Consider the following 7,066-nt stretch of genomic DNA (forward strand, 5'->3'; position numbering starts at 1 on the left):
CAAACCAGACGGCTCAAGCGCGTGATCATAAAGCTGCGACAACTGCCGCGAGACCTTGCGCACATTGAAACAAGCGCACGCTTCGAAGTCGTTTATCGTGTTCCTCATTACGCGCCTCATTCTGTAAGCATACATATAGTGTAGATACACGTATCAGTCAAGCCCTGGTCGACGATGTGCGCTTCTGAGCTAGAGCGTACAAGCGTAACGTCACATTGCGGGATTGGACCTATAGGGCCTTGGTTCAAGAACCAGCCTTGGAGGATAGTCGACAGGATCGCGATAGACAGCCGCAGGAGCTATTTGCGACCTGGCCGCTGGGGCCGTTGCTCGATTGTTCGGTCTTCGAGCTTCAAAGCAGACAATCAGAGATCACCTGATCACGAGTTGATATCCGCTGATTGCCAAAGGTCGGCATCGGTGTAACGAAAGCATCTGCCCTCCCTTTGGCTTGGCTTCTGCTGTCAGTCAATAGTTACCTGGAGGCGCGATGTAATCTTCGAGAGGCACTCCAGCGCGCCGTCAAACTCAAAGTCGCCGACTAGCGTGCTGAGGGTCTCAATCTCCGCATCCGTGAGAACCCCGGAGAGTGCAGGCTGAACTTCGAGAATATAATCGGCGGCCTCACCGTCATCGGTCTCAAGGAAAGACTTGAGTTGTTTGAGCGGGCCGATAACACCCGTTGGGTCACGAGTGGCTGAACCGTTCTTGAACGCACGTTGTGACGGAAGCGCTTCTTGGATTGCGTCCACCGTTTGGCCGACCTCATCAGAAAGTGACTTGAGCGCCGTCTCGATATTCAGTCCATCGCGAATAGCGAGCTCGGCTTTGGCCGCCTCGCCTGAAAGTTCTTTGGCTCCCAGAACGCCCGCAGCTCCCTTCAGCGAGTGCGCCAATCGTTCAGCCTTTGCCTCGTCACCGCCCCCTAACGCCTCGCGAATCTCCTCAACGACACTCGCCTGCTGTTGCGCAAATCGGCGCAGCAGGCTCTCGTAGCGCTGACGACTTCCCCTCATCTGCTTGAGCGCCCACGTAGCATCAATCCCCGGGATCTCGAGCGGAGGCGCGTCCAAAGGTTCGGACGTCCTGTCGCGCTTCGTTACTTTGGCGGGGCTTTGTGGCTTTCCACCACTATCGTGATGACCAATCCAGCGTACCAATGCGCCAACCAGAGCATCGGGATCGATGGGCTTTGCAATATGGTCGTTCATACCGGCCTTGAGGCACTTCTCCCGGTCAGCAGCCATGGCGTTCGCAGTCATTGCAATGATTGGGAGATCCTGGAATTGATCTTCTGAACGGATAGTCTGCGTCGCCTCGATGCCATCCATGACTGGCATCTGCATATCCATTAGAACCACGTCGTATTCGGTGTCGTGCACCATCTGAACGGCTCGTGCCCCGTTCTCAGCCACGTCGACGAACAGCTCCATATCTTCAAGCTGCCCGACAGCCACTTCCTGATTGATCTCGTTGTCCTCAACCAGCAAAACATGCGAGCCGCGGATGCGCTCTACGTCGAGGGGTGAAGCTTCTGCAGGGGCTTCCGCTGGCTGAACATCCGAACTCAAGACCTGAGCTGTAGTGTCGAACAGAATCGAAGATGTTACCGGCTTAATCAGGACATTCTCGAACCCGTTCCGCTCGGCCTGCTTCAGCACATCCTCGCGCCCATAGGCTGTGACCATTATCAAGTGCGGGGGCTTTGCATTGGTCGTCGCGGCAAGAATGCGCTTTCCCGTCTCAATGCCGTCGAGCCCCGGCATCTGCCAATCGATGAAGGCAACGTCGTAAAGCCCGCCACTGTCGGCAATTTGGTGGACCATCTTGATGCCGCCCTCGCCGGAAGGAGACTCGTCCACATCAAAGCCCATATTCGACAACATTCCAGCGAGCACGCTTCGTGCTTGCAAGTTGTCATCAATGACGAGAACCCGACGCCCTAGGAGATCAGATCGATGCACGCGCCGTCTTGGTTGCTCCGCTGACTTTTCAAACCGAGCCGTGAAACTAAAGGTGCTCCCCTTGCCTGGTTCGCTAACAACGCTCACATCGCCGCCCATCAGTTGGGCCAGGCGCTTGGAGATTGCGAGACCGAGGCCAGTGCCTCCGTATTTTCGGCTGGTCGATGTATCCGCCTGCTCGAAGGCTTGGAACAGACGCCCGATCTGCTCTTGCGTTATGCCAATGCCGGTGTCCCTAACTGAGAACTCAATGAGCTGACTATCATCGCGGTCTTCCAGAACCTTCGCCCCGACGACTACTTCGCCGCTTTCAGTGAATTTCACCGCGTTGTTGCAGAAGTTGATCAGTATTTGTCCAAGGCGGAGCGCGTCGCCCTTCAGCTGCTGAGACAGCGATGTGTCTATGTCGAAAATCAGCTCGAGATTCTTCGCGGATGCTTTCTCGGCAATGAGGTTGCCAACATTCTCCAGGACCTTGTCTGGGTCGAAGTCAGCAGCATCCAACTCAAGCTTACCCGACTCGACTTTCGAAAAATCGAGAATTTCGTTGATGATGCCGAGAAGGTGTTCGCCAGAAGTCTTTATCTTGGCGACATAGTCATGCTGACGAGGCTGCAAGTCCGTCTTCAGCGCAAGGTGCGAAAGCCCGATAATGGCGTTCATCGGCGTGCGGATCTCATGGCTCATGTTGGCAAGGAAGTCGCTTTTGGCTCTGTTGGCGTCGACCGCTACGCGTGTTGCGTCCTCGAGTTGAGCTTGAGCCGCCTCGAGTTCTTCAAACGAACGCTGCAACTTGATCCGGGTTCTCATTTGTTGCCAAAAGACGAAGCCGAGGCAAGCGAATAGAGCGCCCAGAACCGTTCCCGCCAATGCGACAAAAATCTTCGATCGCTCGCGTTCTGCAGCAACACTACTGGCGATAAAATCGATGTGTGTTTCTAGTTCGCCCATCCCTTGGGCGTAGATTTTCTTTTGACTCTCGTACTGCTGACCAAAGACTATTGAACGCGCATCAGCCAGCCTGTTCTCCCCAACCGCGGCAAAGGCTTGCTTTTCCATGTCGATCAACTTGTCGTTGGCAGCCTTTGTCTTTGTTTCAACTGCGATACGGACATGTGGCGGCGAAAGGTCCATTGCCTTGCCAATTACGGCATCGAGCTCTTGCGCCAGCTCAGTATATCTATCCGCATACGTGGCATCTCCGGTTTGCGCAGCGGCCCGGACGAGCCAAGTCAGCATCTCGTCAAGGCGGACGATCTCCCCGCGCAAGAACAACATTTGAGAGTCGCGGTCGATGATTCGACTGGAGAGCTGATAGCTTGAGTAGACTTGCCATCCAAGCCAGCCGACACCGCAAAGTATCAGAAGAAAAATGCCGATTACGAACTGCTTTGCCTTGGGTGAACTGGACAGGCTCGGACTATTTCGCATTGTAAACGACTCTAGTGAGTTCTCTTGAGCGCGCTGCCATTTACGGCACCATGTCTAGGTTTATAGCACCCCAATCGAACGTGCACCCTGACATTGGCGAACTCATGAGGGACATCTGCTCTGTGGCCTGAATTGACAGACTGAGCGGCGAAATCGCGCGAAGCGGACATTATAAGGTGACTCGACTGACCACGCCCTAACCCACGGCTATAGACAATGACCGGCAGAGAGAACGAGACGACTCGAGGTCCTCGGAAGCCGTTGCGGCTCCACAACTCAATTATGCAGGTTCTTTCTCAGTCGTCACAATTTTCGGGGTGGCGATCGAGCGGACACCGATAATAACAACCGCGCCCTTGCCTTTGACCTCCAATACGCCCACTTCGTCGCCTTCGAAATCAGAATTGACCGACTTCCAGAGGTCTTCAGTCACTGCGACGGTGTTCGGTTTGGACTTCTCGAGCATGCGGGCGGCCACGTTGACGGTGTCGCCCCAGATGTCAAATTGATAGCGTTCCTGCCCTACGATCCCGGCCACGACGGGCCCGGCGTGGACGCCTACTCGAACATCCCAACCAAGATCGGCGTCGATTGTCGTCGACGCCATGTCCAGCCCACAGCGCACCGCAGCGCCTATGGGATCGTCCACGTTGTAGAGAAGGCCCGCTGCCGCCATGAACCCATCCCCGATCGTCTTGATCTTCTCCAGACCGTGCTGGGCTGTGATGCGCTCAAAAATGACGAACAGAGCGTCCAGTCGGGAGACGACATCCTCCGGCTCATGCTTGTCGCAATAGGCTGTGAAGTTGGTCACGTCGCAGAAGAGCACTGCGACATTGTCATGTCGCTTTGGGATTGCCGTACCAAAATTGCGGATCTCTTCTGCTGCCGTTTTCGGCAGCAGAGCATGCAACAGCTCATCAGCCTCATTGCGGGCTTCGCGCGCTTCCGACACCGCCTCCTGGAGCTGCAACTGGGTCCTTACTCGGGCGAGCACGATCGGCGCCGAGAAGGGCTTGTGGATATAGTCGACCGCGCCAACTTCGAAGCCCTTTTCCTCATCAATAGCTTCTGTCTTGGCGGTCAGGAAGATCACCGGGATGTCAGAGGTCTCAGGATTTGCCTTGAGCCTTCGGCAGACTTCGAACCCATCCATACCCGGCATCATCACATCAAGAAGTATGAGATGCGGTTTCTCAACTCCCCCCGCGATCACCAGCGCCTTCTCGCCGTTGGTCGCCACCTTGGACCTGTAGGTGTCTTTCAGAACCCCTGAGATCACCGCGATGTTCGTCGGCGTGTCGTCAACGATAAGGATGAGCTTGGGGCTGGAACGCATGGTCTCCTCACGAACTCGCTCCCGGTTTGCGTGGGTCTAAAAAGTAAAACGCGCAAGAAAGTGCACAGTTCCCCGAGCACTCTGCAGTAGCTAAATCATGAGCTCGAAAGGAGAGCTATAAAAAACTCGTGACGCACAGTATAATTTTCCTACCGCTAAACTTAGCGACCAGTTTTTTATCAGAGATACAAAAACGAGAGGATCCTGCCGCCTCGTCGCATTTGGCCTCCGCCAAACCAGCTCGCTACTAGGTCGGCATCAGGCTATGCGCGCAAGGAATGGCTGGCCTACTGCAGCCCCGAGCCGCGCGGGCTCATCTCCCCATGTTTGCTCTACAACCGCACTTCACGGGCGTTGAGAATGGCCTTCACAAGATCTTCTGGCACGTCCTCCCGCAACTCAGCTTCGCTCTCACGGAAACCCGCTTTCTCGAGCTCGCAGCTAGTATAACGCGTTGCGAGAACCAAAGCCGTTGTCATCCTGCTGAGAGGCCGTGCTATGCCCGCCCGATTTGTTCTGTACTACTGGCCGATACCCTTCCGCGCCCAGTCAATCCGCTACATCCTCGCTTATGCCGGCGAGGCGTGGGACGAACCCGACTTGGACGAGGTCACAGCCCTCTATCAGTCGGCTGTCACCGAGCAGCCTGTGCCATTTATGGGTCCGCCAATACTGCATGACCGGCACGATGATGTATGGCTATCACAAGCGCCCGCGATCGCCGGCTACGTGGGCAAGGCGGTTGGCCTCATGCCCGGTACGGCAACCAAGGACGCACTGACACGAAAAGTTCTCAGCGACTGTATCGACGTACTGCATGCACTGACCCGAAACTGCGGCGCACTCATGTGGACCAAGGAAACATGGAGCTCATTTGCAGAACACCGCTTGCCGCGCTGGCTTCAAATCTTCGAGGATCTTGGAGCACGTAACGCACTAAAGGCTAACTCAGGCACGCTGCTCGGCACGCCAAAGCCTGGGGTGGCCGACTTGGCCTGTGCTTCGCTCTGGGTAACGATCTGGGACTTGCTGCCGGAATTGCGTGAGCCGATCGCCCAATACGCTCCAAACGTGCTGTCCTTATCGCAACGCATTGCCGGTACCGATGCAATTCGCGCTATGCGCGCCGAGCAGGAGGCTTGCTGGGGCAATGTCTGGTGCGAGGGTGAAATCGAAAAGTCACTTAGAACCGCGCTCTCTGATTGGCGTAGCAGTAATGCGCAATAGGCGACGCCCAGAATGGCCGACAAATGATGTCCTGTTTCTCTGTGTGTTGGCACGCGGGCTCTGCGCCATTGGCATGTCAGAGCATGCTTCGACTTCTGGCCCTCAACGGTCGTAGCGATACAGGCCGTAGAACCCAAGAGGGTCAACATAGATCTCACGCGCCTCGGAGAACCCAGCCTCGAGGCCGAGTTCCATCCAGGCGCGAGGCGTTTCGGGCACATCATATGTAGAGATGTGATGGAAGACTTCATCCCACTCGTCAGCTGTGAGAAACGTCCAGGCTGGCTTGTTGAGTTGCGCATAACGATCGAAGCAACTCTCCAAGCTTTCACCCTCGTGCAGGATGGGCTCATAGACCATCAGACACCGACTGGTCGTGTCGCTGAGTGCTTGAAATACGGCGCGCTTACGATCCACCGTTAAGTGGTGAATAGACAGCCCACACCAGGAGACATCCGACGCGTAGTGTCGCGCCTTGAGCTCAACCACAAAATCTGCGTGATGCAGATCGCAATCGAACGAGACGCCCTCCAGATTCCTGGCGGCTAGCTTAAGTGCGGGCCTCGAAAGATCGATTCCCCGGTAGTGGCGGACCTCAGAATCGACCAAGGCTCTTCGCATCTGTCCGGCATCGCCACATGCGATATCGAGAAAATCGATTGGATCATGAATTGTCGACAGCGCTCTGTGCAGCGCTTCTTCGACTTCCCTATGGGCTAGGGCGTTGTGATCGATAACCTTCTGATAGGTCGACCAGCCTTTCTGGAACTGCACAAGCGCCGCTTCGTCGTCGACGCTTCCGGTATGATCGCTATGGTGGAAGCGAATGGCCATGCGGCGACAATACTGGTGAGCGAGGGCTTTCGCCAACCTGTCGCTACTCATTGGTGCCAGGCTATCGTACTTTTTGATTTCTAGTTCAGATCGGCATCAACAATTGGAGACCGTTCACGTGATCCACGGCGATCCCCTCAACAAACCTGTCGACATTCATGACTTGCTCCACACGGGTCTTGTTGGCCACCCTGAAGACGTCGCGCTGGTCTGCGCCAAGACCCGCCAAACATGGGTGGAGTTGCAGGATGGTATCGACAATTTGGCCGGG

At 55.7% G+C, this 7,066-nt stretch carries 5 protein-coding genes; 1 reads left to right on the forward strand and 4 read right to left on the reverse strand.

The annotated features are described in order from the left end of the window. Nucleotides 1–464 precede the first annotated feature (464 nt). Both AC33YF_RS12085 and AC33YF_RS12090 read right to left on the reverse strand, forming a co-directional pair. Nucleotides 465–3,395: a response regulator gene (locus AC33YF_RS12085; protein ID WP_491777460.1), complete on the reverse strand. Its 2,931-nt coding sequence runs from the start codon at nucleotides 3,393–3,395 to the stop codon at nucleotides 465–467. A gap of 280 nt (nucleotides 3,396–3,675) precedes the next feature. Beyond that, nucleotides 3,676–4,734 carry an adenylate/guanylate cyclase domain-containing protein gene (locus AC33YF_RS12090; protein ID WP_491777461.1) on the reverse strand — a complete coding sequence of 353 codons (1,059 nt, stop codon included), beginning with the start codon at nucleotides 4,732–4,734 and terminating at the stop codon, nucleotides 3,676–3,678. Between the two features lie 498 nt (nucleotides 4,735–5,232). Between AC33YF_RS12090 and gst the strand changes: the two genes are divergently transcribed. Beyond that, a complete protein-coding gene (gst, locus tag AC33YF_RS12095) occupies nucleotides 5,233–5,961 on the forward strand; it encodes a glutathione transferase, Atu5508 family (RefSeq protein ID WP_491777462.1) in 729 nt (242 codons plus the stop codon). Nucleotides 5,962–6,063: 102 nt separating this feature from the next. On the opposite strand, the gene AC33YF_RS12100 is transcribed toward gst, so the two are convergent. Both AC33YF_RS12100 and AC33YF_RS12105 read right to left on the reverse strand, forming a co-directional pair. Beyond that, nucleotides 6,064–6,795: a class I SAM-dependent methyltransferase gene (locus AC33YF_RS12100; RefSeq protein ID WP_491777463.1), complete on the reverse strand. Its 732-nt coding sequence runs from the start codon at nucleotides 6,793–6,795 to the stop codon at nucleotides 6,064–6,066. 85 nt (nucleotides 6,796–6,880) lie between these two features. Further along, on the reverse strand, nucleotides 6,881–7,066 hold a 186-nt coding region (locus AC33YF_RS12105), incomplete at its 5' end, for a hypothetical protein (RefSeq protein WP_491777464.1).

The sequence above is a fragment of the Methyloceanibacter sp. genome (genome assembly GCF_058506495.1).

Bases quoted from the DNA above. Each gene is read 5' to 3' on its own strand.
- AC33YF_RS12085 (WP_491777460.1), bottom strand. From the start codon at position 3,395: ATGCGAAATAGTCCGAGCCTGTCCAGTTCACCCAAGGCAAAGCAGTTC.
- AC33YF_RS12090 (WP_491777461.1), bottom strand. From the start codon at position 4,734: ATGCGTTCCAGCCCCAAGCTCATCCTTATCGTTGACGACACGCCGACG.
- gst (WP_491777462.1), top strand. From the start codon at position 5,233: ATGCCCGCCCGATTTGTTCTGTACTACTGGCCGATACCCTTCCGCGCC.
- AC33YF_RS12100 (WP_491777463.1), bottom strand. From the start codon at position 6,795: ATGGCCATTCGCTTCCACCATAGCGATCATACCGGAAGCGTCGACGAC.